This is a genomic window from Lutispora thermophila DSM 19022, assembly GCF_900142105.1.
Lineage (GTDB): Bacteria > Bacillota > Clostridia > Lutisporales > Lutisporaceae > Lutispora > Lutispora thermophila.
Window position 1 is genome coordinate 59,371 of record NZ_FQZS01000015.1, and the last position, 24,105, is coordinate 83,475.

The following is a 24,105-nucleotide window of genomic DNA, read 5'->3' on the forward strand; positions in this document are numbered from 1 at the left end:
AAATGATAGCACATGGTGAGAGTATAAAAATTTTTCACTGTAATGCCAACAAAGAGTTGACAAAGCAAATTGCTGATATTGTGGGTGTACCTGTAGGAGATGCTCAGGTTGGCACCTTCAGCAATGGAGAGATATCTGTAAACATAAGTGAATCTGTAAGAGGAGCAGATGTATTTGTAATTCAATCTACATGCGCTCCTGTCAACACAAACTTAATGGAGCTTTTGATAATGATTGATGCATTGAAAAGGGCCTCAGCAGGAAGAATTACTGCGGTAATACCTTTTTATGCCTATGCACGACAGGATAGAAAGTCAAAGCCGAGGGAACCAATCACTGCTAAGCTGGTGGCAGATCTGATAACAACCGCAGGAGCGGACAGAGTATTGACAATGGACTTGCATGCTCCACAGATACAGGGATTTTTCAACATACCAGTGGACAATCTTTATGCCATGCCCATAATCAGCAAATATTTCATGGAAAAGGATTTAAGCGATGTAGTAGTGGTTTCTCCGGATGTTGGAGGGGTTACAAGAGCGAGAAACCTTGCATCCAAGCTAAATGCTCCTCTGGCTATAGTTGATAAGAGAAGACCTAAGGCAAATGTAGCAGAGGTTATGAATATTATAGGAGATATTCATAATAAGAATTGCATTATTATTGATGATATGGTAGATACAGGAGGTTCAGTAGCTAATGCCGCCAAGGCTTTGGTGGATATGGGGGCAAGGGAAGTATATGTGGCGTGTACTCATCCTGTGCTGTCAGGGCCGGCTTTTGAGAAAATCAATGATTCAGTGATCAAGGAACTGATTGTGACTGACACCATTCCTCTGCCAAAGGATAAGCATAGCGACAAAATAAAGGTTCTTTCGGTTGCACCATTATTTGCAGAAGCAATACACAGAATATACGAAGGACTATCCGTCAGCAAGCTTTTCGATTAATAATGGACAACTAGTAGGCAATAGGCATCTTACATGTCTGTTGCCTTGAGTTTTTGGAGGAGATTATGTTTGTAATAGCAGGTTTAGGAAATCCTGGGACAAAGTATGCTGATACAAGACATAACATAGGGTTTATTACCATAGACTACTTGTCCCAGAAATTAAATATCAGCGTCAATAAAATAAAACATAAAGCTTTGATCGGAGAAGGATATGTGGGGACTGAAAAGGTATTGTTGGTAAAACCTCAGACATATATGAATCTCAGCGGCGAAAGCATTCTGGATATTGTTGAATATTATAAGCTGCCTATGGAAAATCTCATTGTCATATATGATGATATAGACCTAGCCAAAGGGGTTTTGAGGATAAGACCCAAAGGAAGTGCAGGATCACATAACGGCATGAAGTCAATAATATACTTGTTACAAAGGGATGATTTTCCGAGAATACGAATTGGTATCGGCAAGCAGCCTGATTATATGGATTTAGCTGACTATGTTACGGGCAAGTTTGCTAAAGACGAAATCCCGATTATGGCTGAAGCGGCAAAAAAGGCTGCTGAAGCCGTCCAAGAAATAATACTGAAAGGCATTGCATCTGCAATGAACAAGTACAATGGATAAGGTCTTGTTGCCCATTCAATCTTTGGAAGAATATAAATATCTGGATCAATCTCTTCGTGAAAACACTCATACGGTTGAAGTTCACGGGATTTCTGATGCCCAAAAATCAATGATGGCTGCTATGTTGAGCAGAAGCTTCAATAAATCCATATTATTGATAACCCATAACGATGTTTTGGCAAGGAAAATTTATGAAGATATTTGCTTTTTTGATGAATCCGCCGCTGTTCTATTGCCTTCGGCAGAGATGATCTTTCACAAAATAGATGCGAGGAGCAATGAAATTGCGGTAAATAGGCTTAGAGCATTGAACAGGATAGCCTCAAAGGATAGGATCATATTGTGTGCATCTGTGGAAGCATTGCTGAATAGAATGCCTAATCCTCATGACTTCTACTCAAAGTTTATCAGCATAGAAGTAGGAGGACAAATGCCTGTAGAAGAGTTTGCAACCTATTTTTCCACATCAGGTTATGAGAGAGTAGATATGATAGAAGGCCGAGGGCAGTTTTCCATAAGAGGTGGAATAATAGACTTTTATGGTCCCATAGAAGATTATCCCGTAAGAATTGAACTTTTTGATGATGAGGTAGATTCCATAAGACATTTTGACTTAGTAAGCCAGAGATCCATAAGAAAGTTGGACAGGACTCAATTATTTCCCATGAGGGAAATGTTGTTCAGCTCTGAGGATTTTGCAAGAGCTTCAGAAAATATAGAAAAAGCCCTTAATAAAAGATTGGATCTTTATGATGCCTCTACCAAGAAAAAGGCCTTGGGAGAAAAACTTAGGGAAAAAATTATAGAAGATATTGATAGGATAAAATCAAACATCTATTTTCAGGGAATAGAAAGGTATTCAAGCTTCTTCTATGAGAAGAGCTATTGCATCACTGAGTATCTGGAAGATTTTATGGTAATCATAGATGAACCAAACAGAGTAAGACAGAGATATGATAATATAAGGCTGGAATATGAAGAGCATTTCAAGAGCCTCCTAGAAGAGGGAGATCTTTTGCCGGAGCAAGTGGATGCACTGTTTACTTATGATGATATTTTGTTGAAATTAGAAGATAAAAAGATAATATGTATAAATACTTTGCTAAAAACCTCCCAGGATTTTAAGCCTCAAAAATCCATAAGCTTTGTCACCCGATCAATGCCCCCTTTTCACGGCAAAATAAATCTTCTTATTGATGAGATAAAGATACTAAAAAGTAGAAAGTATAGAGTCATAATTTTAACAGGGAGCAAGGAAAGAGGACAAAGGATAGTGGAGGCGCTGAGGGATGAAGGTATAGAAGCCTTATATCAGGAGAATTTGACTTTCGAACTTCAAGAAGGGCATATTGTAGCTTTGCCTGGAAACCTCAGCGGAGGTTTTGAATTCCCCTCCATCAAATATGCCATAATTACGGATATGGATGTGTTTGGTGCCAACAGAAAAAAGATTGTAAAAAAGAAAGGCACCACTATAAAGTTTTTCAGCGATCTTAAGATTGGTGATTATGTGGTTCATGAGAATCATGGTATAGGCCAATATATGGGTATAGAAAGGCTTAGAGTGAACAATGTGGTGAGAGATTATCTCCATATCAGATACCAAGGCAATGATAAACTGTATATTCCTACGGATCAGTTTGATTTAATTCAGAAATATGTGGGAGGAGAAAAGGTCCCCAAGATCAATAAACTCTCAGGAATAGAATGGGCAAAAACAAAAGCAAGAGCCAGAAAGGCTATAGAAAACATGGCAGAGGACTTGCTAAAACTTTATGCTGAGAGGCAGCAGGCAAAAGGCTATGCTTTTTCTCCCGACGGCAAGTGGCAAAAAGAATTTGAAGATTCCTTTCCCTATGAGGAGACCCCGGATCAGCTCCACTGCATAGAAGAGATAAAGAAGGACATGGAAAGCAATAAAGCAATGGATAGATTGCTATGTGGAGATGTGGGATATGGAAAAACAGAAGTGGCACTGAGAGCTGCTTTTAAGTGCATTAATGATGGAAAGCAGGTTGCCATACTGGTGCCTACCACCATATTGGCTCAGCAGCATTATAATACATGCCGTCAGAGGTTTGGTAACTTTCCCATAAATGTAGAAATGTTATCCCGATTCAGAACCCCCCAGGAACAAAAAAAGATTCTTGAAGGGTTAAGGATTGGTGCTGTAGATCTTATTATAGGAACCCATAAATTGCTTCAGGATGATGTGGTGTTTAAGGATCTGGGGCTTTTGATAATCGATGAAGAACAACGCTTTGGTGTGACCCATAAAGAAAAGATAAAACAGATGAAACAGAATGTGGATGTGCTTACTTTGACAGCTACTCCTATCCCAAGGACATTGCACATGTCTCTGATAGGTATTAGAGATATAAGTGTTATAGAAGAACCGCCGGAGGAGAGATATCCTGTTCAGACCTATGTTATGGAGTATAATGAGGAAATAGTAAGGGATGCCATACTAAGGGAGATGAACAGAGGAGGTCAGATATATTTTCTCTACAACAGAGTAAGAAGCATTTCAAAGATGGCGGACAGATTGAGGAGTCTTGTGCCTGAAGCCAGGATCGGTGTAGCTCATGGTCAGATGGATGAAAGCCTTCTTGAAAACACCATGTTGGATTTTTATAATGGAGAATATGATGTACTTTTGTGTACAACCATAATAGAAACAGGCTTGGATATACCAAACGTAAATACTATAATAGTATATGATGCGGACAAGATGGGCTTATCTCAGCTTTACCAGTTGAGGGGAAGGGTAGGAAGATCCAACAGATTGGCCTATGCATATCTCACCTATCAAAGAGATAAAGTTCTTACAGAAGTGGCAGAAAAAAGACTTCAAGCCATAAAGGAGTTTACGGAGTTTGGCTCAGGTTTTAAGATAGCAATGAGAGATTTAGAAATCAGAGGTGCAGGAAACCTGCTAGGCAGGGAACAACACGGACATATGGAGGCCATCGGATATGATCTATATACAAAATTGCTTGAGGATACCATAAGAAAACTGACAGGACAGCCTGTTAAGGAGAAGATTGATACCGTAATAGAACTCAATATTGAAGCATATATACCTCAATCCTATATAACGGATGAAAATCAAAAGATTGAAATATATCAGAAGATAGCTTCCGTTGAAGGATTGAAGTATCTCTACGACATTGAGGAGGAAATAGAAGACAGATTCGGCGATATACCTGATTCGGTGAGAAACCTTATGAGTATAGCTTATATAAAATATCTTGCTTCAAAACATGGCATAGTATTGGTATCTCAAAAGCCCGAAGGGGTAATGCTGAAGTTTAAAAATGACAAATTCATCAAGGCTGAAGCAGCCATAAAGCTTATGAGTGAATATGGAAATAAGCTGACCTTTACAGCCATTGAACAGCCCTACTTTGTATTCAAGCTGGAGAAAGTAAGAGACGATAAGTATCTTAAAGCTATATCTGAACTTTTGGAGAAGCTGGATGAGTACAATGAGGAAAACAGTGATCTTGAGAGGAGAGTAAATTGAAATGAACTATAGAAGGGTATGGATAGCAGGAATTTTGATAATGACATTGGGTACTTTTGTAGCTGCAGGATGTGAAATGGTGAGGGTAAAACCTGGAGATCCTGAAACAACGGTAGTGGCTAAAGTTGATGGTGAGGAGATTACCAAAGCAGAGTTTGACAAGGTATTTGAAATATTTAAAACTCAAGTGGAACTAGAACAAGATCCAAGCATATGGGAAAAGCAATATGAGGGCAAGAAATATGAAGATTTAGCAAAGGAAAAAGTATTGGATCAGTTGATAAGCGACAAGGTGCAGATGAAAAAGGCCCAGGAAATGGGTATAACTGTGACAGATGAAGAAATAGATGCAGAAGTGGACAAATGGAAAAAACTCTTTAATTCCGATGAGAAATATATTGAGTTTCTGACTAGTTTAAACATTGATGAAGAATACTTCAGAGACAATCTGAAAAAAGATTTGGTCAAAAACAAGATGAAGGAAGAACTAACAAAAAACGTTGAAATCGCTGATGAAGAATTGGCAGATTACTATGGGAGACATATAAATGAATTTTATAAGGTAAAAGCCAGCCATATACTTCTTGATACAGAGGAAGAGGCACGAAAGATATTGGAGAGAGTAAAAGCTGGAGAAGATTTCAACGCTTTGGCGAAGGAATATTCTACTGATCCTAGTGCCAAGCAAAACAGTGGCAGCCTAGGATATTTCAGACAGGGGGATATGGTGGAGTCTTTTGAACAAGCAGCCTTTGCATTAAAGCCCGGTGAAATAAGCGATATAGTAAAAAGCGAATATGGATATCATATAATCAAGGTTGAAGAAAAAAGCATTGATAAGTTTGAAGATGTAAAGAATGAATTGAGGAATGCCCTTATAACAGAAAAGAAGAGCAAAAGTTATGATGAAGCTCTTGAAGAAATGATGAGCAATGTAAAAATAGAAAAATTTCCGGAAAATCTATAGCATATTCCTAAATTTGCAAATATGTGAATAAAAGCTTAACCTCCGTAAAATAATATGAATTACAGACATACTTGTCAAAAAAAAATCGCAAAAGGAGGGTAAAGCTTGAAAGCAACTGGAATTGTAAGGCGAATAGATGATTTAGGAAGAGTCGTCATACCGAAGGAAATAAGACGAACCCTTCGCATAAGAGAAGGAGATCCTCTTGAGATTTTTACAGACCGAGAGGGAGAAGTTATTTTAAAGAAATACTCTCCAATAGGTGAACTTAGTGATTTTGCAAAAGAATATGCTGAATCACTACATAGCTCTTTAAACCATATTGCATGTATCAGCGACCGCGATACAATAATTGCTGTAGCTGGAACATCTAAAAAAGAACTTTTGGAGAAAAAGATAAGCCCAGCGTTGGATAAAATTATTGAAGACAAGGTACCCGTAATGCTGGATGGTACAAATGGCAATAAGATGATAAATATAACCGCAGAAGAAGAAGGTTCATCAAAATATACTTCCGGTGTCATAGTACCTATAGTGGCAGAGGGTGATCCAATCGGTTCTGTTATACTTCTCAGCAAAGAGGCAAATGTAAAGATGAGTGAATTAGAGAGAAAAATTGCAGAGACTGCAGCAAGTTTCTTAGGAAAACAAATGGAGCAATAGAGTAGGATGGCAGCCTTAAATATGCTGCCATCATTTTTCTTGATGTACCATAAGGGGTTCTAATAAATTAATTGAATGTATATTTTAAATAAGAGATATGATAAAATGTATTTGCAAAGCAAAGATGGAGGTCAAATATGGAAAACAAAAAGCATTCCTTCATAAAAGGAGCATTGATACTTACTATAGCAGGGTTGGTTTCAAAAGTATTGGGAGCCATATATAGAATCCCACTAGGTCAAATCATAACTTCTGAAGGCATGGCATATCATCAGACAGCCTATGATCTTTATGTTCTTATGCTTACCTTTTCTTCCTATTCCATACCTACAGCCATATCTAAGCTGGTATCAGAAAGGCTGGAAGAAGGAAGAAGAGACGAGGCGCATAAAATTTTTAAGGTGGCTATGGGATTGCTGGCCACAATTGGACTTATCCTATCTGTAACACTATACTTTAATGCAGATACTTTTACGCAGGCGTTTAAAAACCCAGGTTCCTATTTTGCCGTTTTAGCAGTATCACCGGCAATATTTACTGTATCAATCAGCGGAGCCTTTAGAGGTTACTTCCAAGGTATGCAGAATATGACACCCAGCGCTGTGTCTCAAGTTACAGAGCAATTAAGCAGGGTTCTGGTAGGTTTCCTTTTGGCTTATTTGTTTCTGCCTTATGGGTATATGGTGTCCGCCGCCGGTGCCATATTTGGTACAACAGTAGGTGGGTTGGTTAGCTTTATTACTCTATACATAATATATAGAAAAGACAGACCTAGGATTATGGTTGAACTAAACCAGTTCAAGGGAAAAAAGACAGAGCCGGTAGTTAGCATAATAGGAAGAATAATTAAATTTGCATTGCCAATTATGATTGGTGGCAGTATAATGCCTATTATGAATCTGTTGGATACATTTATTGTAATGGATAGGCTTCAAGCAGCAGGATTTAATCAAGTGACAGCCACTAAGCTTTTTGGACAACTGAAAGGTATAGCCACATCCTTTGTAAATGTTCCGCAGGTATTTACCATATCTCTGGCAGCCAGCCTGGTGCCTTCAATATCTGAATCCATGGTAAGAAAAGATTTGGAAGTTGTAAGAAGAAAGTCAAAACTTGCATTAAAAATGAGCCTTTTGCTGGGATTGCCCGCAGCTATGGGGCTTTTCATATTGGCAGGACCTATTATGCAGATGTTTTATCCCAATGAGACAGAAAGCTTAGGATTGGCATTGAGGTTTGTATCACCGGCTGTAATATTTCTTACATTGGTGCAAACTATGACCGGAATACTTCAAGGTATGGGGAAGGAAAGAATACCTGTTGTCAATATGGTTATAGGTGCCTCGGCAAAGGCTGTGATAAGTTATGTTCTTACTTCCATGCCTGTTTTAAACATCAATGGAGCCGCTCTTGGAACCGTATTAGGGTATGCTGTAGCTGCTGTGTTGAATTACAGGGCTTTAGTGAAGTATCAGAAGAAAAGCTTAAATATTATTTCTATTTCAGTAAAACCGGCAATTGCTACAGCTGTCATGACAGTTTCAGCTTATTATAGTCACAAATTGTTCTATGGATTTACCGGAAGAAATTCCATAGCGGCCTTACTAGGTATATTTATTGGTGTAGTAGTATATGGAGTGGTTATAATACTAATAAAAGGAGTTACAAAGGAGGAGTTGGACTCAGCTCCCGGAGGTCAAAAACTATCTAAGATGTTGAAGAAAAGGGGCCTGATCTAGCGCCTATGGAGGAAGGGGATTATTGTGGGAAAGATTACAATAATAGGCTTAGGGCCTGGAGATTATGACAGCCTGACAATAAAAGCAGAGAATATGATAAAAAATGCAGAGGAATTGATTTTTAGGACTAGAAAGCATCCTATAGTGGATAAAATCTCTGCCATGGGAATAAAATTTGATGATTGTGATGATATCTATGATTCTGCAGATACTTTTGAAGAAGTATACGAGATCATAAGTGAAAAAGTTATAAAAAGGGCCATGGAGGGCAAGAATGTGGTTTTTGCTGTGCCAGGGCATCCCTTTACTGCCGAAAGAAGTGTTCAGCTTATACTGGATAAGGCTAAGGGAAAGGTTGAAGTTGAGATAGAGGCAGCTATGAGCTTCATAGATGCAGTAACTACTGCATTGAAGGTGGATATTTCTTCGGGGTTAAAGATAATTGATGGATTAAGAATGGATAAGCAAAAACCGGATACCAATTGCGCCAATATAATCACACAAGTTTATAGCAAACTGGTAGCTTCTGAGGTAAAATTGATGCTAATGGACTATTATAATGATGATCAAGAAGTATGTATAATTAGAGCAGCAGGCGTCGAAAATCAGGAAAAAGTGGAATGGATTCCGCTATATAAATTAAATTCAATAGAATGGGTGGACTATCTTACAAGCGTATATATTCCTCCTGCTCCTGAGGATAAAAGATTCAAAAACTTAGATGACCTGGTAGACTTGATGGAAATTCTCAGAGGAGAAAATGGCTGCCCATGGGATAGGAAACAAACTCATGAAAGCCTGAAACCGTATCTTCTTGAGGAGTGCTATGAAGTTATAGATGCCATAGAAAGTGGTGATGTGGACCAACTGGTAGAAGAGTTGGGAGATGTGCTCTTGCAAGTAGTCTTTCACTGCCAGATTGGAAGAGAAGATGGTGAATTTCATATAAATGATGTAATAACAAGTCTGATTAATAAGTTGGTTTCAAGACATCCCCATGTATTTGGTGATGTAGAGGCAAATGATGAAAGCGGTGCCTTGAAGAGTTGGGAAGCTTCGAAGAGGGACGAGAAAAAAATGGATACATATACAGAAGCTTTGAAGGTTATTCCAAAATCTATGTCCCCTTTGATGAGAAGTTATAAGGTTCAGGAGAAAGCAGCTTTGGTCGGATTTGATTGGCCTGATGTGAGTGGAGCAATAGCAAAGGTTGATGAAGAAGTTTTAGAATTAAAAGAGGTATATAAAACTGCTGAAAATGAAAAAATAGAAGAAGAAATTGGTGATTTGCTCTTTGCAGTGGTTAATGTGGCAAGATTTCTTAAAATCCAGCCTGATTTTGCTTTAGTGAAAACCATAGAAAAGTTCATTTCCAGATTTGGTTATATTGAGGAAATTGCCATGGCACAAGGAAGTAAATTGGAAAAAATGACATTGGAAGAGATGGATTTGCTATGGAATAAGGCTAAAACACATAAATTTAATAAAAATGATGAAAACTAATGATAAAAAAGAAGGAATTTTGGCAAAAATAGAGAATATGCATATAGTACTTATGAACAAATATTAGGAGGGAAAATATAATGAATAAGGCTGAACTTATTGCCAGCATGGCTGAAAAATGTGAATTGACAAAAAAGGATACTGAAAAAGCTCTGAAAGCATTTATGGATACTGTACAAGAAGCACTAGAGAAAGGCGACAAGGTACAGTTAGTTGGTTTTGGAACATTTGAAGTTAAAGAAAGAGCAGCAAGAATCGGAAGAAATCCAAGAACAAAGGAAGAAATAAAGATTCCAGCTTCAAAGGCTCCAGTATTTAAACCAGGCAAGGATCTTAAAGATTCTGTTAACAAATAATTACGACATACATATTCAGAGTAAAAATCAGGTCTATGACCTGATTTTTTTCTAGAGGAGGCTATTGTATGAGACTGGATAAATTTCTTAAGGTATCAAGGCTTATAAAGAGAAGAACTGTTGCCAAGGAAGCCTGTGAGGGTGAAAAAATATATCTCAATGGAAAAATATCAAAACCCGGAGCGGAAGTGAAGATTGGCGATATAATTGAAATAGCTTATGGAGATAGAAAAATAAAGGCGGAAGTTCTAAATGTAAATGAGAAGGCTGCCAAAGATGAAGCAAAGGAAATGTATAGGATAATTGAATCATAACATTCATATAATAGCCAAAACCGCATATAAATGAATAAGGCAATTTATTTATGTGTGGGAGGCTAGTATCATGGATGATATGAGAGATATTAAGTTGAAACCTCATAATATTACTCTCGAAGGAAGGGAAAAGCTTTATATAACAGGAGTCATTGATGTAGATAGCTTCAATGAAAATACTGTTATCGTTGGTACACAGATGGGAGAATTGGTTATAAAAGGTGAAGGACTAAGCATAAGCAGTCTTGATATAGATAATGGAAATGTAATGATAAAAGGATTAGTGCATTCTATGGTCTATGAATCAAAGACAGCTTATAAGAACGAGAAAGGTTTCCTAAAAAATCTATTTAAATAATCCATTAGTGTATCAATGGAGGTTGTCCTATGGAGACACTGCAATTTCAAATTTTTGTTTTTTCCATTACTGTATATGGGGGCATTATCATAGGATTGATCTATGATATATATAGGGCTGTCAAAGGCGTACATAGATCAAAAGGTTTGATAACGTCTCTTTGGGACATATTGTTTCTTTTACTGACGCTTCTCATTGCAGTATGGGCAATATTCTCAAGCAATTACGGAGATTTAAGGGTTTATGTGTTCATTGGTTTTATGGTAGGATTTTTTTTGTATGAAAAGATAATAAGCAGAATTGCAGTGGCTTTTTTCTCATACTTGTTGGAGACTATGAGAGGGATGGTTAAGAGGGGGAGCAGATTAATAGTCATTCCTCTAAGATTCATATGGTATTTTTTTGTTCGCCCTTTTTATATTATTAAAGATTTTTTTAGTAAAAAATTAACAAATGCTAAGAAAAAAGCTACATTGCCCAAAAAACTATTGAGAGATGCGAGGAAATATTATAAACTGATAATTAAAAGGGAAAAGCACAAACAGGATGCATGATGGTTTTTATCATGGGAGGATACGCATTATGAAAAATAAAAGAAAAAAGAAAATAATATGGACTAATTTTTTTGTATTTATTTTTATGATATATGCTATCTTTACCATTGGTAGCCAACAGGTCACCATATACAAGCTTAAGAAATCCCAGCAGCAAATCACTGATAAGATTGAAATGGCAAAGAAAGAAAATGAAAGACTTCAGGAAATGCTTAAGGATACATCTTCCAAGGAATATATTGAGAAGATGGCTCGAGAACAGCTTGGATTAGTGAAGGCAGACGAAAAGGTATATGTTGACCAATCCCTGTCTGATGTTAATTTGCAAGAGGGGGGTAATTAATTATAGTATTGTTGTGAGTTGCTTCAAGTTTTAATTAAATTATCACCCAATGCAAATTAAAGGAGGAATTTTTTCAGTATGCCTATAGAGGAAGGTAAGATAGTTGACGGAGTCGTTGCTAATATTACAAAGTTTGGGGCTTTTGTCCAACTATCAGGGGGAAAAACCGGATTGGTCCATATTTCAGAGATCGCTGATACTTATATAAAAGATATCAACAGCTATCTGAAAGAGAAGCAGGAAGTAAAAGTAAAGATATTGAATATCGATAAGGATGGTAGAATAAATCTGTCTATTAAGCAGGCTCAAGAAGTTAAGAAATCTACGAGACCTGTTGAAATAGATTGGCAACAAGAGTTTAAGAAATCACAAAGCGGCAGCTTTGAGGATAGACTTTCAAGGTTTATGAAGGAGAGCGAGGAGAAGCTTCAGGAATTCATGAAAAATAGAGAATCAAAGAGGAATGGTGGTTATAGCCGCAAAGGAGATTTCGCTCAGAGATAATAAGAATATAAAATACTGTCAGTGGCTACTGACAGTATTGTTTTTGAGAATTATGTTTTTAGATGAATGATCTAATATCACAAAGGAATACAATATATAAAGGGAGATTCATATGAATAAAATAGCTGCAATAGATTTGGGAACCAATTCTATTAGATTGATGCTATGTCAAGTGGCAAATAGAAGGTTCCTGGCAAAGAGCAAGGAAATAATTACTACAAGAATAGGCAAAGATATGAGCAACACAGGGACGTTGACAGAGAAAGCCATGGATAGAAATATAGAAGCCATTAAATATTTCAAAAAAAGAGCAGAAGAATATGGGGCAGAAAAGATTATTATATTTGCAACCAGTGCTATAAGAGATGCTTCCAATAAGGATTTTTTTCTTGAAAGGGTAAAAAATGAAACCGGGCTTGATATAATGGTATTAGATGGGGAAGAAGAAGCGGCTATAGGCATGTTGGGAGCGTCTTATGGTTTTGAAGGAGATAATTTGCTGGTTATAGATGTAGGAGGAGGCAGCACTGAACTGGTTTTGGGATTGGGAGACAAAATTATTTATTCCAAAAGCATCAATGCAGGTGCTGTTAGAATGACAGAAAGATATATAAAATCCAACCCGATTGGAGATTCAGATATTGAAAATCTGGAGAAATGTCTGGAAGAATTATTTCATGACACGTTAAACGACTTAAAGGGCCAAAAAATAGACAAAATAGTAGCAATTGGAGGAACAGCCACTACTGCAGCTTCTATTTTCCATAAAGCTAAGGTATATGATTGGCAGAAGATACACAATACTATATTGGCAAAATCTTTCTTAAATGAAATTTTTGAGTCCTTAAGATCCATGTCGGTTAAAGAACGATATAATGTGGATGGATTGCAAAAAGAAAGAGCAGACATTATTCCTGCCGGAATTTTTATAATTAAACATATATTAAATAATTTGGATGCGAGTCAGGTTATTATAAGTGAAAATGATAACCTGGAGGGCGCAATTATGAAATATGGAGAAATTTTTTAGGGATTTTTAATATTTCATAAAATTGTTATTGACGATTTAGTATAAAACATATATAATTATATTTGTCGCTGTGAGGTATTTACCTAACAGTTAGCCGGAGTGGCGGAACTGGCAGACGCACAGGACTTAAAATCCTGCGGTCCCAAAAGACCGTACCGGTTCGATTCCGGTCTCCGGCACCAATAGTTATCGCGGGGTAGAGCAGCTGGTAGCTCGTCGGGCTCATAACCCGGAGGTCGTGGGTTCAAATCCCTCCCCCGCAACCAATTTCAATATAATATATAAATGGCGGCGTAGCTCAGTTGGCTAGAGCATTCGGTTCATACCCGAACGGTCATTGGTTCAAATCCGATCGCCGCTACCATTAATTTTTGAATAATGTTAGTGGCCCATTGGTCAAGCGGTCAAGACGCCGCCCTCTCACGGCGGCAACGGGGGTTCGATTCCCCCATGGGTCACCATTATATAATATGCTGGTGTAGCTCAATAGGCAGAGCAGCTGACTTGTAATCAGCAGGTTGGCGGTTCGATTCCGTTCACCAGCTCCATTTTCAAAAACACTGCAATTAATTGCTGTGTTTTTTATTTGCATATCAGGTACATGCTTTAGTCTATTCCATATCACCTTTAGATCAATAAATATTTTATCGTCTTTTTATGCAACATGTTTCCAATAGTATTCCATTAAAGCTGTAAACTATTGTCTTATTAATTATGCTTTTACCATTAGATGTCATTTTCTTGTTTCATATGTCGTAAATATCTTTGATCTGCTAAACCCATCTTGACAAATATTTCGGACAACTTTTGGTAATATAAGGGTTACAATCACAATTTAAGCAAGTAATGGGTGGTGGGCATAGTGGCAGACTTAATTGCTATAGGTAAGAAGGCGATACCTAAAGTAAAACTTATGAATCAATACAGTGGATTAATAGTGAGTGTTACTGCAGCTTTAATTGGTTTTTCTATGGGAAGGATAGTTATATTGGAATACCTTAATCCTTTTTCCATCGCATTATTATGTGCAGCAATGATAAGCAAGCTAAATCCTTATATAATAGGATTTAGCATTATCGCTGGTTCTTTTAGTATTAAAACTCCCGAACTGCTGTTGAAGAATATGATATTAGTATCCTTGATGCTATTTGCATATTTGATTATAAGTAGGACAAGGCTTAATAATCGAGTATTTTTTAGCATATTTGCTCCGTTGGCAAACCTGATTACAGGAATTTTCATTTTTTATTTTAAATATTACTATCTCTATGATATGTTTATGATGATAATTGAATCTGTAATGCTTTGTGCTTTGATAAATATATATGATAAGGCTCTGGATTTGATTGCTTGCATAAAGAGAAGAAATAAGATATCCTCTGAGGAAATTGTTTCCATTTTACTGTTGATAATATCGTCCTTTTTAGGTGCGTCTGTGTATATCTGGCAGTTGTCCATTAAGAACATAGTATCTATAGTTTTAATACTGCTGGCATCGTTTATGGGTAATATAGGTACTGGAGCAGCAGCGGGCATAGTATTTGGTATGCTTCAATCTTTATCGGGAGATATATATCCTTCTGCCATAGGAGTATATGGCATTTGTGGGCTGTTGTCATCTGCTTTCAAATCTTATGGTCGTATCATGACCATATTGGGGTTCATTATTGGAAATTCTGTCATGACCTTTTATATAAACGGTTCAACGGAAGTTTTGATAAAAATAGAAGAGATATTGGCAGCTTCAATTATCTTTATGTTTATACCTGAAAAGAAAGTAAAAAATATTTTGCTGAATAAATGGAGAATTGAAACTGAGTCAACAAAAATTGGGGAAGCTTACAGACTTAAAGATTTTACTGTAGAGAGGCTTCAGGAAATATCAGATGTGTTCAAAGAACTGGCTATGTCCATGAACGTTGGATTGGGCAGCAAGGAATACTTCTCCCAGTTAGATGCGGCTGAAATAATGGAAAAAGTAGTAAGAGATACATGTTGTAAATGTGGGATGTATAGCAGTTGCTGGAAGCAGGAGTTCTACGGTACATATCAAAAGATGTTCTCAGCCCTGTCTAAGATAGAAAGGGGAGATTTCAATGAGGATGACAGAAGGCATAGAATAGTAGATAAATGTCTCTTTCCGGAAAAGATATGGGACAGGCTTAAGTATCATTATGATATTTATAGATATACACTTACCTGGAAGAAAAAAATTGATAGTGGCAGATATGCACTTAGTCATCAGTTGCAGGAGACTGCAAAGCTCATAGGAGGATTGGCCAATAAATTCAATGTGAACATTGAATTTGACAAAAATTTAGAGGAAGAAATCATGGTGACAATGGATAAGATTGGTATACATCTTGATCATGTATCAGCTGTGAAAGGCAAGGACAGCATTGAGATAGATATGAGATTTAGGAATTGCGGAGGTAAAAGAGAGTGCGTAAGCAAAATTATTCCTGAAATAAGAAAGATTACAGGGAAGCACTTTATCAAAGCTGATGCATCTTGCTGTGTTACTGGAAGAGATGGATGCTTGCTGAAGTTGAGGGAAGTTCATAAATTTTCTATTGTCACAGGCATTGCAAGGAAGCAGAAGCAGACATCTTCTGTATCAGGAGACAATTATTCACTGTTGGAATTAAAAGACGGAAAGTTCTATATGATTTTAAGCGACGGAATGGGAAGTGGTCCCAGGGCAGCCATGGAAAGTGGAATGGCGGTAAGCCTTATTGAGAAATTTCTTGCTGCCGGTTATGATCAAAATACAGCATTAGAAGCTGTAAACTCTTTACTTCTGATAAAATCTGATGATGATAACTATGCTACTGTTGATATGACCATAATAAACCAGTATACGGGAGATGTTGAATTTTTAAAGGTTGGTGCAGTATCTACATTTATTAAGTACAAGGATAGGGTGGATGTTATAAGAAACAGCTCCCTTCCAGCAGGCATACTTGATAAGATAGATGTGGAGTTTAACAGGAGGAAAATCGGAGACGGTGATTTTGTTGTTATGATTACCGATGGGGTGCTGGAAGCAAACGAAAAGGATTTGGATAAGGAAAAATGGCTTGAGGATATGATATATAACATTGACACGAGGAATCCGAAAAAAATGGCTGACATCATTATGGAAAAATGCCTGGAGAAGTCAAAAGGACAGACTCCTGATGATATGACCGTATTGGTGGCAAAGATTTGGAAATCAGCTTAATTATTGAATATGAACCTCCTTATTTGGCAATAAATACAAAAAAGGAGGTTTTTTTATGGAAAAGGAAACAGGAATAATTAAACAAATGATCATTATTACCGATGGAAAGTCAAACATAGGAATAAATCCTGTGGAAGCAGCGGCTAAAGCAAAAGCTGCAGGTATTACTGTCAGTGCAATAGGCATAATAGACAATGAATGCAAGGGTGAGGAAGATATAATGGAAGTGGAAGCCATAACAAAGGCAGGAGGAGGATTAGCCGATTACTGCTATATTCAGGATTTAGGTATGACTCTTCAAGTGATGACTCAGAAAACCGTAAACCATACTTTGGAATGTATTGTTAGCAAGCAATTGAAAAGCATAATTGGGAAGGATATAACAAATATGGAACCTCAATCAAGGATGAAGATTGTGGAGTTCATTGAAAATTACGGAGATAGGGTGGATTTGCTATATGTAATCCTGTTGGATACCAGCAAGAGCATGGCAAACAAGCTAGATACGGCAAAAAAATGCATCATTGATTTAATGGAGGCATTGAAGAACAGAAAAGGTGTTACCAAGCTGGCTCTAATTTCTTATCCGGGGGAAAATGGAAACTACATAAATACAGCTTGTGATTTTACTACAGATACGGATGTACTTAAAGAAGGCCTGAATCTGTTGAGAGCAAGAGGAGGAACCCCTACTGGTCCTGCCATTGAAGCAGCCATGAATCTAATATTTGAATATGATGCTCCTGCCTCATTGCGTTATGTATAACAGGAAGTTCGATACAGTAAAAGGAAAATGGTACAAAAATGAATATAGAATATTAAAACTCCTTGGAAAAGGAGGCATTGGAGAAATATATCTTGCTACCCATGAGAAAAGGGGTCTGGTTGCTCTTAAGTTGAGCAAATCCATGTTGAGCATTACAAGAGAATATGATACCATTAAAAAATATAAAGGTAAGGGTTTTGCTCCTATTGTTTACGAACTGGATGATTGGCAATGTAATGGAGAAACATATCATTTTTTTGTAATGGAATATATTAAAGGATATAATTTGGCGGAAGCAATGAAAAAGCATATGCCCTTGGAGTTGAAAATTCGTATCTTTATGATTATACTGAGAATTATTGAGGATATTAATGAGACGGGCTTGATATACTCTGATATTAAGCATGAGAATATAATGGTGGATTACAATAATATGGTCATAAGACTTGTGGATTTCGGCAGCCTGGTACCCATTGGAGAAAACATAAAAGAATATACTCCGTTATATGACAGATGCTCCTGGGGGTTGGGGCCCAGGGTTGCAGATTTGACCTATCAAGTATTCAGCGCAGCTATTCTTCTTATGACTCTTTTAGCGGACTCGGTATCCCTAGTGGGTATAGGCAGTATATCATCAGTTTTAAAGACATTGGAAAAGAATAATGTACCAAAAAGTCTTTCGAATTTGATTTGCAAAGCCCTAAAAGGGCAAATAAAGAGCTGCCACGTATTTCTTGAAAAACTTAAGGATATTGATTTGAATGAGAAGAAAAAGACATGCAGACTTAACATAGCTTTGGATGCAATTATTGCATCATTGTTGTTCCTATTGGTTGCTGTGCTTATTAAAATCCGCCATTTGAATTAGCAAGGAGCAGATGTGAAATGAGAGATTTACCTCAGGTTGTGGAGGAGACCATAAAAAAATACAATATGTTGGATTACGGGGATGGTGTAGTAGTAGGCCTTTCAGGAGGTCCCGACTCCATGTGTCTTCTTCATGTCCTTATGGAGCTTAGGGAAACCTGGGGTCTTAAAATTTTTGCTGCTCATTTGAATCATCAGTTTAGGGGGAAAGAAGCTGATGAAGATGCCTTATATGTTAGGGAAAAGTGTGAGGAATGGGGCATAGATGTTTTTGTACAAGTTTTCGATGTTCCTGCCTATGCTAAGAAAAAAGGATTATCTTCGGAAGAAGCGGGAAGGGAAATAAGATATAAGCTCTTTTATGAAGTTGCGAAAAAGGTAGGCGCAAATAAGATTGCCATAGCTCATAATATGAATGATAATGCGGAAACTGTACTGATGAATCTGTTCAGGGGTAGCGGTATTGAAGGGTTGAAGGGAATTGAAGCAAAAAGGGGAGAAATAATCAGACCCCTTATAAATGTTAGAAGAGATGAAATCGAAGCTTATTGCAGTGAAAAAGGTCTTAATCCACGAATCGATAAGACAAATCTTCAGCCTATATATGGCAGAAATAAAGTGAGGTTAGAGTTGATACCATATATAGAGAAGAATTTCAATAGCAATATAATGAGTACCCTTCAAAGGTTTTCTGATATAGTCGCCATAGAAAATGACTTTCTCAATGAAGAAGCAGAAAAAAAGCTATTAGACGTTGCAATTGTGGATGGAAATAGTATAAAATATAATATTAATAAAATGCATGATATTCATCCTGCTCTTTTAAGAAGGGTTATAAGAATTGGTATAGAAAAGCTTACTGGCAGCCTTAGAGGTATTGAATATAAAAACATAGAGAGCGTGGTGGATTTGCTGAATAAGGGTACAGGTGCCGCTGTCATATTGCCACAGAACATAAAGGCTTACATATCCTACAACAATCTGGTATTAAGTATTAACACAAAGCCTGAGAATTATAAGTATTATTTGGAACTAGAATATGATAAGGATAATATTGCCCAATCTTTTGACTTAACTGTGAGACTTAGGACAATAGAAGCGTCTAAAATTGCAGATATTGAAAAAGACAAATATAAGGTTTATATTGATAAGGGCAAAGTGAAAGATAAATTGGTGTTGCGAAACAGGTCTGACGGGGATGTGTTTTCTCCTATAGGACTTAAGGGCTCAAAAAAATTGAAGGAATATTTTATCGATGAGAAAATACCTAGGGAAGAAAGGGATAAAATATTACTCATTGCTGATGGAAAAGAAATTGTCTGGATTCTGGGCAGAAGGTTAAGTGAAAAGTATAAGATAACTAAAGAGACTAAAGAAGCAATAATCATTAATGTAATTAAGGGGGATCTATAGTGAAAAACGATATACTAAAGGTGCTTATTAGCAAGGAAGAATTGGAAGCTAAAGTAAAAGAATTGGGGCAGATGATTACCAGAGATTATAAGGATAAAGATTTAATGATTGTAGGTATTCTCAAGGGCTGTGTAATATTCTTGTCTGATCTCATAAGAGAAATAGATTTGCCGTTAACTATGGATTTTATGGTAGTATCAAGTTACGGTTCATCCACAAAATCCTCAGGGGTTGTAAGGATTATAAAAGATCTGGAGAAAGACATTGCAGGCAAGGATGTTTTGATTGTGGAGGATATAGTAGATACAGGGCTGACATTGAACTATCTGGTAGATTATTTGAAATCGAGAAATGCCAACAGTGTTAAAATATGTACCCTTCTGGAAAAACCCGACAGGAGAAAGGTAGAAGTTGATTTGGAGTATGTAGGTTTTCATATACCAGACGAGTTTGTGGTTGGTTATGGGTTGGATTATGCAGAAGTCTATAGGAACTTGCCCTTCGTTTGCATTTTGAAGCCTGAAGTATATTCTTAATTGTAATTTATGGTTACCTATGATAAAATTATAATGTTTCGGGGTAACTTGGTTTAAAGGAGGGTAATTTTTGAGAAAGTTTTTAAGAGGTATAAGCTTCTATGTGCTGATTTTTGTTATAATCATTTTCTTTGCCCAGATATTTAGCAATACTGGAGAAGGAAAGACTAAGCTGTCTTATACCCAATTTATATCAGAAATAGAGAATAAAAGAATAAGAGAAGTGTATGTAACCGAAGCAGGCGGTTTATCCATAATTGATGGAAAGCTCAGCGATGGAAGAGGATTTGAGGTTACCGTTCCTACAGAGCAATTTAATGAATTGGCTCAGGATTATGCTGAAAGGGGTACCCTTAATATAGTATATGAGAAACCTCAACAAACTTCCGTGTGGCTTTCATTTTTACCTTCTGCTGCTTTGATTGTGTTGATAATTGTATTCTTCATCATATTTTCTCAGCAAGCCCAAGGTGGGGGAAGCAGGGTAATGTCCTTTGGAAAGAGCCGTGCAAGGCTTATGACAGATGATAAGAAAAGAGTTACCTTCGCTGATGTGGCTGGTGCGGAGGAAGAGAAGGAAGAGCTAGGTGAGATTGTAGACTTCTTGAAACAGCCAAGAAGATTTATAGAATTGGGAGCTAGAATCCCAAAAGGCGTTTTACTAGTTGGCCCTCCAGGTACAGGAAAGACTTATCTAGCAAAAGCCGTTGCAGGAGAAGCAGGAGTTCCTTTCTTCAGCATAAGCGGTTCTGATTTTGTAGAAATGTTTGTAGGCGTAGGTGCTTCAAGAGTTAGAGATTTGTTTGAGCAAGCCAAGAAGAATTCACCCTGCATTATATTCATTGATGAAATAGATGCTGTAGGAAGGCAGAGAGGAGCAGGTTTAGGCGGAGGTCATGACGAAAGAGAGCAAACATTGAATCAGTTGCTGGTAGAGATGGACGGATTCAATGTAAATGAAGGAATAATAATCATTGCTGCTACAAATAGGCCGGATATACTTGATCCTGCACTGTTGAGGCCAGGAAGATTCGACAGGCAGATTACTGTAGGCATACCTGATGTAAAGGCAAGGGAAGAAATATTGAAGATTCATGCAAGAAACAAACCATTAGCTGAAGATATAAGCTTGAAGGATTTGGCTAAGGGTACACCTGGTTTTACACCTGCTGATTTGGAAAATCTGATGAATGAAGCGGCTCTTCTGACAGCCAGAAGAGGTAAAAGAAAAATAGAGATGAAGGAACTGGAAGAGGCTACGATAAGAGTAATAGCAGGCCCGGAGAAAAAGAGCAGAGTTGTAAGCGAGCAGGATAGAAGGTTGACTGCATATCATGAAGCAGGTCACGCTGTAGTGCAAAGACTGACACCAAACGCTGATCCGGTACATCAAGTATCCATAGTTCCAAGAGGGAGAGCTGGTGGCTATACAATTTCTCTACCTGAACAGGATAAGTATTATATGTCTAAGATAGAACTGGAAAATCAAATTGTTATGCTTCTAGGTGGAAGAGTAGCTGAAAAAGTGGTATTGGATGATATAAGCACCGGAGCAAAGAATGATCTTGAAAGAGCAACTACCATCGCAAGAAAGATGGTGACTGAATACGGCATGAGTGAGAAGTTAGGCCCAATGACTTTTGGTACAGATCATGATGAAGTGTTTATCGGAAGAGATTTGGCAAGAAGCAGAAATTACAGCGAGGAAATTGCCGCCAGCATCGATAAAGAGATAAGAGCAATTATTGAAAATGCTTATGCAAAAGCAGAAAAGCTGCTAAGGGACAATATAAACAAACTACATGGGGTTGCCAATGCTCTTTTGGAAAAGGAAAAGCTTGATAAGGATGAATTTGAAGAAGTATTTGCAAATGCATAAGGAATGGTTTTTACCATTCCTTAATTAATATAATTTAAAGAATGGAGGTACATACACGGTATGAAAACAGACATTCAAATAGCTCAAGAAGCCAAGATGAAACCTATTATGGAAATAGCCAAAGATGTAGGTATTAATGAAGATGAGGTGGAGTTATACGGCAAATACAAGGCGAAGATTGATCTAAGCATCTGGGATAGGCTTAAGGATAAAAAGGAAGGCAAATTGGTTTTGGTCACAGCTATTAACCCAACCCCTGCAGGAGAAGGAAAATCTACAACAACAGTGGGACTAGGCCAGGCATTAGCGAGATTGGGCAAGAAATCAGCCATAGCTTTGAGAGAGCCTTCATTGGGGCCGGTATTCGGAGTAAAAGGAGGGGCTGCCGGTGGCGGATACGCTCAAGTAGTGCCTATGGAAGATATAAACCTGCATTTTACTGGAGATATGCATGCCATAACAGCTGCTAACAATTTACTGTCAGCGGCTATAGATAATCACATTACTCAAGGTAATTCTTTGGGTATAGATATGAGACAAATAGTATGGAAAAGAGTTATGGATATGAATGACAGAGCTCTTAGAGAAGTTGTGGTAGGCTTGGGCGGAAAGGCTAACGGATTTGTCAGACAAGATGGATTTATGATAACGGTAGCATCTGAGATAATGGCAATACTATGTTTGGCAACTGACCTAAAGGATCTTAAAGAAAGACTTTCTAGGATAATAATAGGATACAATTATGATGATAAACCAGTAACAGCAGGGGATTTAAAAGTTCATGGTGCCATGGCTCTCCTCTTGAAGGATGCCATAAAGCCTAATTTAGTACAGACTTTAGAGAACACACCTGCATTTATACATGGAGGTCCTTTTGCAAATATTGCCCATGGTTGCAATAGCATAATGGCTACAAAACTAGGCTTAAAGCTGGTGGATTATCTTGTTACAGAAGCAGGTTTCGGAGCAGATTTAGGCGCAGAAAAGTTCATGGATATTAAATGCAGATATGCAGGTATTTCTCCTTCAGCAGTAGTTATAGTAGCGACTATAAGAGCTTTGAAGATGCATGGCGGAGTTAAGAAAACAGAATTAGCAACAGAGAATGTGCCAGCAATGGAGAAAGGTTTTGATAATCTCAGGAAGCATATAGAGAATATAAAGAAATTCGGTGTACCTGCAATTGTTGCCATAAATAGGTTTGTTACTGATACAGATGCAGAAATAGCAAGGCTTTTAGAGTTATGCAGAATGGAAGGTGTAGAAGCTTCTCTCTGTGAAGTATGGGAAAAAGGCGGAGAAGGCGGAGAAGAATTAGCAGCTAAGGTTATAGAAGCTTGTGAAAAAGAAAGCAATTTCAAGTTCATGTATGATGTAAATGAAAGCATCAAAGAAAAAATAGGAAAAATTGCAAAAGAAATTTATGGTGCAAAAGGTGTAGTATATACAGCGAAAGCAGAGAAAGAAATCAAACGTCTTGAAGATTTGGGATTGGATAAGTATCCTATATGTATGGCTAAAACACAGTATTCCTTGTCAGATAATCCTGAACTTATTGGAAGACCTGAGGGCTTCGATATAACAGTTAAGGAAGTTCGCGTATCTGCAGGAGCTGGCTTTATAGTTGCATTAACAGGTGATATAATGGTTATGCCTGGATTGCCTAAAGTTCCCGCTGCAGAGAAAATCGATATTGATGAAAATGGTGTTATAACGGGACTTTTCTAATTAAAGAAATAAAAAGGTTTCTAATAGAAACCTTTTTATTTTTTTCATGATGCATAATATACACAATAAAATGAGAAAATGAGAAAAATTAAAAATACATGGGATATTGTTAAAAATTAAACAAATTTTATAGTACCCTTTGGTTGAGAAATATGATAATATATTTCAAGAAGGAAAACTTGCAAAAAATAAGCAAAAATGAAAGATATCATTCAAATATTTCAATAAGGTTTATAAAATTTGTTGAAACCTCAAGAAAT

21 protein-coding genes and 5 tRNA genes are annotated in these 24,105 nt (G+C 37.2%); all 26 read left to right on the plus strand.

Features of this window, described 5'->3' with window-relative positions; all coding sequences use genetic code 11:
- Positions 1-2 precede the first annotated feature (2 nt).
- The 26 genes from BUB48_RS11480 to BUB48_RS11605 all read left to right on the plus strand — a co-directional run bounded on the left by BUB48_RS11480 (position 3) and on the right by BUB48_RS11605 (position 23,845).
- Positions 3-950, plus strand: a complete 948-nt coding sequence (locus BUB48_RS11480) for a ribose-phosphate diphosphokinase (RefSeq protein WP_073026388.1) — start codon at positions 3-5, stop codon at positions 948-950.
- Positions 951-1,015: 65 nt separating this feature from the next.
- Positions 1,016-1,576 (plus strand): aminoacyl-tRNA hydrolase, encoded by a 561-nt coding sequence (gene pth, locus BUB48_RS11485; protein ID WP_073026389.1) that lies wholly within the window; start codon positions 1,016-1,018, stop codon positions 1,574-1,576.
- A complete protein-coding gene (gene mfd / locus BUB48_RS11490; RefSeq protein ID WP_073026390.1) occupies positions 1,569-5,102 on the plus strand; it encodes a transcription-repair coupling factor in 3,534 nt (1,177 codons plus the stop codon). Before pth ends, mfd begins: the two co-directional genes overlap by 8 nt.
- Position 5,103: 1 nt before the next feature.
- Positions 5,104-6,069, plus strand: coding sequence for a peptidylprolyl isomerase (locus BUB48_RS11495; protein ID WP_073026391.1), 966 nt, complete (start codon positions 5,104-5,106; stop codon positions 6,067-6,069).
- A 105-nt stretch (positions 6,070-6,174) separates the two neighbouring features.
- Positions 6,175-6,732, plus strand: coding sequence for a stage V sporulation protein T (gene spoVT, locus BUB48_RS11500; RefSeq protein ID WP_073026392.1), 558 nt, complete (start codon positions 6,175-6,177; stop codon positions 6,730-6,732).
- Positions 6,733-6,869: 137 nt separating this feature from the next.
- On the plus strand, positions 6,870-8,471 hold the full coding sequence (locus BUB48_RS11505; RefSeq protein WP_073026393.1) for a putative polysaccharide biosynthesis protein: 1,602 nt from the start codon (positions 6,870-6,872) through the stop codon (positions 8,469-8,471).
- 24 nt (positions 8,472-8,495) lie between these two features.
- Complete coding sequence (gene yabN, locus BUB48_RS11510; RefSeq protein ID WP_073026394.1) at positions 8,496-9,974, plus strand: bifunctional methyltransferase/pyrophosphohydrolase YabN; 1,479 nt, start codon at positions 8,496-8,498, stop codon at positions 9,972-9,974.
- An 80-nt stretch (positions 9,975-10,054) separates the two neighbouring features.
- Positions 10,055-10,330, plus strand: coding sequence for an HU family DNA-binding protein (locus tag BUB48_RS11515; RefSeq protein ID WP_073026395.1), 276 nt, complete (start codon positions 10,055-10,057; stop codon positions 10,328-10,330).
- Positions 10,331-10,398: 68 nt separating this feature from the next.
- Entirely contained in the window at positions 10,399-10,644 is a 246-nt protein-coding gene (locus tag BUB48_RS11520; RefSeq protein ID WP_073026396.1) for an RNA-binding S4 domain-containing protein, read from the plus strand.
- Between the two features lie 70 nt (positions 10,645-10,714).
- Positions 10,715-11,002, plus strand: a complete 288-nt coding sequence (gene yabP, locus BUB48_RS11525) for a sporulation protein YabP (RefSeq protein ID WP_084524549.1) — start codon at positions 10,715-10,717, stop codon at positions 11,000-11,002.
- A gap of 29 nt (positions 11,003-11,031) precedes the next feature.
- Positions 11,032-11,556 (plus strand): spore cortex biosynthesis protein YabQ, encoded by a 525-nt coding sequence (gene yabQ, locus BUB48_RS11530; RefSeq protein ID WP_073026397.1) that lies wholly within the window; start codon positions 11,032-11,034, stop codon positions 11,554-11,556.
- Between the two features lie 28 nt (positions 11,557-11,584).
- Positions 11,585-11,899, plus strand: a complete 315-nt coding sequence (locus BUB48_RS11535) for an FtsB family cell division protein (protein WP_073026398.1) — start codon at positions 11,585-11,587, stop codon at positions 11,897-11,899.
- A gap of 78 nt (positions 11,900-11,977) precedes the next feature.
- On the plus strand, positions 11,978-12,403 hold the full coding sequence (locus BUB48_RS11540) for a S1 domain-containing RNA-binding protein (RefSeq protein ID WP_073026399.1): 426 nt from the start codon (positions 11,978-11,980) through the stop codon (positions 12,401-12,403).
- 112 nt (positions 12,404-12,515) lie between these two features.
- A complete protein-coding gene (locus BUB48_RS11545; RefSeq protein ID WP_073026400.1) occupies positions 12,516-13,433 on the plus strand; it encodes a Ppx/GppA phosphatase family protein in 918 nt (305 codons plus the stop codon).
- A gap of 93 nt (positions 13,434-13,526) precedes the next feature.
- Positions 13,527-13,615, plus strand: a tRNA-Leu gene (locus tag BUB48_RS11550).
- An 8-nt stretch (positions 13,616-13,623) separates the two neighbouring features.
- A tRNA-Met gene (locus BUB48_RS11555) sits at positions 13,624-13,699 on the plus strand.
- Positions 13,700-13,720: 21 nt separating this feature from the next.
- Positions 13,721-13,797: transfer RNA gene (locus BUB48_RS11560), tRNA-Met, on the plus strand.
- 22 nt (positions 13,798-13,819) lie between these two features.
- A tRNA-Glu gene (locus BUB48_RS11565) sits at positions 13,820-13,894 on the plus strand.
- 11 nt (positions 13,895-13,905) lie between these two features.
- A tRNA-Thr gene (locus BUB48_RS11570) sits at positions 13,906-13,981 on the plus strand.
- 314 nt (positions 13,982-14,295) lie between these two features.
- Positions 14,296-16,656 carry a stage II sporulation protein E gene (gene spoIIE, locus BUB48_RS11575; RefSeq protein WP_073026401.1) on the plus strand — a complete coding sequence of 787 codons (2,361 nt, stop codon included), beginning with the start codon at positions 14,296-14,298 and terminating at the stop codon, positions 16,654-16,656.
- Positions 16,657-16,711: 55 nt separating this feature from the next.
- Entirely contained in the window at positions 16,712-17,422 is a 711-nt protein-coding gene (locus BUB48_RS11580) for a vWA domain-containing protein (RefSeq protein WP_073026402.1), read from the plus strand.
- Positions 17,415-18,290, plus strand: coding sequence for a protein kinase domain-containing protein (locus BUB48_RS11585; protein WP_073026403.1), 876 nt, complete (start codon positions 17,415-17,417; stop codon positions 18,288-18,290). Before BUB48_RS11580 ends, BUB48_RS11585 begins: the two co-directional genes overlap by 8 nt.
- A gap of 17 nt (positions 18,291-18,307) precedes the next feature.
- The gene (tilS, locus tag BUB48_RS11590; RefSeq protein WP_073026404.1) at positions 18,308-19,702 is read left to right on the plus strand and encodes a tRNA lysidine(34) synthetase TilS; all 1,395 of its coding nucleotides are present in this window, start codon (positions 18,308-18,310) and stop codon (positions 19,700-19,702) included.
- On the plus strand, positions 19,702-20,238 hold the full coding sequence (gene hpt / locus BUB48_RS11595) for a hypoxanthine phosphoribosyltransferase (protein ID WP_073026405.1): 537 nt from the start codon (positions 19,702-19,704) through the stop codon (positions 20,236-20,238). Before tilS ends, hpt begins: the two co-directional genes overlap by 1 nt.
- Positions 20,239-20,308: 70 nt before the next feature.
- On the plus strand, positions 20,309-22,117 hold the full coding sequence (gene ftsH / locus BUB48_RS11600) for an ATP-dependent zinc metalloprotease FtsH (protein ID WP_073026406.1): 1,809 nt from the start codon (positions 20,309-20,311) through the stop codon (positions 22,115-22,117).
- 60 nt (positions 22,118-22,177) lie between these two features.
- Entirely contained in the window at positions 22,178-23,845 is a 1,668-nt protein-coding gene (locus BUB48_RS11605) for a formate--tetrahydrofolate ligase (RefSeq protein WP_073026407.1), read from the plus strand.
- The last annotated feature ends 260 nt before the right edge of the window (positions 23,846-24,105 follow it).